3 protein-coding genes are annotated in these 2,625 nt (G+C 66.4%); 1 reads left to right on the forward strand and 2 read right to left on the reverse strand.

From position 1 onward, the window contains the following. Positions 1 to 193 precede the first annotated feature (193 nt). Positions 194 to 769: a DJ-1/PfpI family protein gene (locus H5T77_RS25575; RefSeq protein WP_366816681.1), complete on the reverse strand. Its 576-nt coding sequence runs from the start codon at positions 767 to 769 to the stop codon at positions 194 to 196. 5 nt (positions 770 to 774) lie between these two features. Between H5T77_RS25575 and H5T77_RS25580 the strand changes: the two genes are divergently transcribed. Continuing rightward, positions 775 to 1,260 carry an aminotransferase class I/II-fold pyridoxal phosphate-dependent enzyme gene (locus H5T77_RS25580; RefSeq protein ID WP_292653426.1) on the forward strand — a complete coding sequence of 162 codons (486 nt, stop codon included), beginning with the start codon at positions 775 to 777 and terminating at the stop codon, positions 1,258 to 1,260. A 175-nt stretch (positions 1,261 to 1,435) separates the two neighbouring features. Here H5T77_RS25580 and H5T77_RS25585 read toward each other — a convergent pair whose 3' ends face one another. Continuing rightward, positions 1,436 to 2,410 carry an IS481 family transposase gene (locus H5T77_RS25585; RefSeq protein WP_292653427.1) on the reverse strand — a complete coding sequence of 325 codons (975 nt, stop codon included), beginning with the start codon at positions 2,408 to 2,410 and terminating at the stop codon, positions 1,436 to 1,438. Between the last annotated feature and the right edge of the window lie 215 nt (positions 2,411 to 2,625).

The following is a 2,625-nucleotide window of genomic DNA, read 5'->3' on the forward strand; positions in this document are numbered from 1 at the left end:
GGTTGAACCGGATGTACCCGAAGTCCCTGGTCAAGCCGCAGCTGGACACCATCATGGTCCCGCGCCCGGTCTCCTCCGGCTTCCCCGCCAAACCCCTCGACGGCCCGGATCTCCTCGACTGGGCCAGGGTCGTCATCGACGCGATCATCGACCCGCTCACCTGAGCCCAGGTGATGGGGTCTCGCGTCGCGGGTCAGGCGAGCGCTGGGACGGCGGCGGGGAGGTAGGGGGTGATGTTGCGCAAGGCGCGCTCGATGTACTCCTCCTTCTCCCCGACCGGGGCCACGTAGTGGAGAGCGCCTTCGGCGGCCTCCTGGCCCTTGAGGCGGCTGATGATCCAGGCCGCGAGGTAGTGCGAGGCGAGGCAGCCGCCCGCGGTCGCGGGGTTGTCCTTGGCGTAGAAGGGTTGGTTGAGTACCTCGACACCGGCGGCGACGATCCACGGCTTGGTGATCAGATCGGTGCAGGCAGGGACGTCCTCGAGCAGTCCGAGTCTGGCCAGGACGAGCGCGCCTGAGCACTGGGCGGCGATGAGCTGGCACGACGGGTCGAGGCGTTGCAGCACGTCCAAGATCGCGGGATCCTCGACGACCTCGCGGGTAGCGACACCGCTGCCGACTATGACGGCGTCAGCCTCGCAGGCCTCTTCCAGCGTCGACATCTGCTCGACCACCACACCGTTCATCGACGTCACCTTCGGGCTCGGCGTGGCTATGGTGACGCGCCAGTCGTCGCCTTTGATCCGGTTGAGGACTCCAAGGGCGATGATGGGTCATGTCATCGGCTGACCGCGAACGACTGGTCCGCATCGCGCGACGGCACAGTCTCCTGATCATCGAAGACGCCTCGTACGCCTATCTCGCCGAAGACCCGCCGCCACCGTTGGCCGCCACCGCCCCGGACCTGACGGTCTACGTCTCTGGTCTGTCCAAGGGCGTCGCCACCGGACTTCGGGTCGGGTTCCTGGTTGCTCCCGACTCGTTCATCGGTGCCATGGAACGAGCCATCCGCGTCACCACCTGGAACACGCCGTCCTCACGACCGCGATCGCCTGCAGCTGGATCGAAGACGGCACCGTCGCTCGCCTCGAAGACCGCAAGCGCGACGAAGCTCGTGCCCGTCAAGCTCTCGCGCGGCGGGAGCTGGCCGACCTGCACGTCATCGGCCATCCTTTGTCGTACTTCGCATGGCTGCCACTACCGGAAGGCGCGCGAGCCGACCGCATCACCGGCACGCTATCCAGGCAGCAGATCGCGGTAGCGACGGCCGAACCCTTCAGCACCGCGCCACAGACCCCGCAAGCCATCCGGGTAGCGCTTGGCTCCACCGATCTGGTCACTCTCGCAACGACCTTGCGAACCCTTCGACGGGTTGTGCGCGACGATTCGTACGCATAGGTGCTTGTCGCAGGATTGAGGCGACGAGCCCGCGAGGTCTAGATGTTCTGCCCACACAGGTTGGGTACGAGGTCGGCTGGTGACTTGCCGTCGAGTGCGGTGTGACCGCGGTGATGATTGTAGTGGTGCAGCCAGTCGTTGAAGTGGGCCACACGCTCGGCCTCTGATCCGTAGGGCTGGGCGTAGGCCCATTCCTCGAGCATCGTGCGGTTGAACCGTTCGACCTTCCCGTTGGTCTGGGGTCGGTAGGGCCGGGTGCGCTTGTGCTTGACGTCCTCGCCGAGGGCCTGGGCGAATAGCTGGCTGCGGTAGCAGGAGCCGTTGTCGGTGAGCACGCGTTTCACGACGATCCCGGCTGTGTTGAAGTAGGCGTTGGCGCGTTCCCAGAACGCCGCCGCTGTCTCCTTCTTCTCATCGCTCAGAAGCTCGCTGTAGCCGAGCCGTGAGCAGTCGTCGACCGCGTTGTGGATGTACCAGTAGCCCATACCGCGGCGGCGGTCCCGCCTGCCGTCGGCGCGACCGAGGAAACGCCACCCGCCACCGTCAGGGATCCGGCCGAGCTTCTTGATATCGACGTGGACCAGGTCGCCGGGCGCATCATGCACGTAGGAGCGGGCCTTCTTACGGACCCACTTGATCCGGACCCCCGTTGCCGGGTCGGTCCAGGCCAGCAGCGGGCAGTTGTAGCGACACAGGATCTTGTGCACCGTCGAGACCGGCAGCCGCAGCCGGTAGGCGATCCGCGCCGGTCCCCAGCGGCGAGAGACCCGCAGTCCGAGCACCCGTCGCTCGACCCGGCGTGGGGTGCGTCGCGGTGAGGTGTACGGGCGTGAGGACCGATCGACCATGCCATCACGGCCGTAGGCACGGTACCGGTCGGCCCACCGCTTCGCGGTCGTCACCGAGCAGTTCCAGCGTTCAGCGGCACGGCGCAACGTCCAGCCCTTGTCCACGACAAGCTGAGCCAGACGCAGACGACCCGCAGGAGTCAGTTGGGCGTTAGCGTGGGACACGAAGACCTCCGGAGTTTCGTGAGCGGGTGAATGCTTGGTCGCTTCACACCTCACCCGGAGGTCTTCGTCATCGTCCAGCAGGCACGCCGCACCTAACGTCCGTGGTCAGTACAGCTAGCGGGCTATCTCTTCGCCGCTGGTGCGGCCGGGATGATGCTCGGAGACCTGGGCGCCGGCCGCTTCCTGACGATCTCGCAGCGCGATCGCCTCATCGG

This window comes from Nocardioides sp., assembly GCF_014360585.1.
In the GTDB taxonomy this organism is placed as follows: domain Bacteria; phylum Actinomycetota; class Actinomycetes; order Propionibacteriales; family Nocardioidaceae; genus Nocardioides.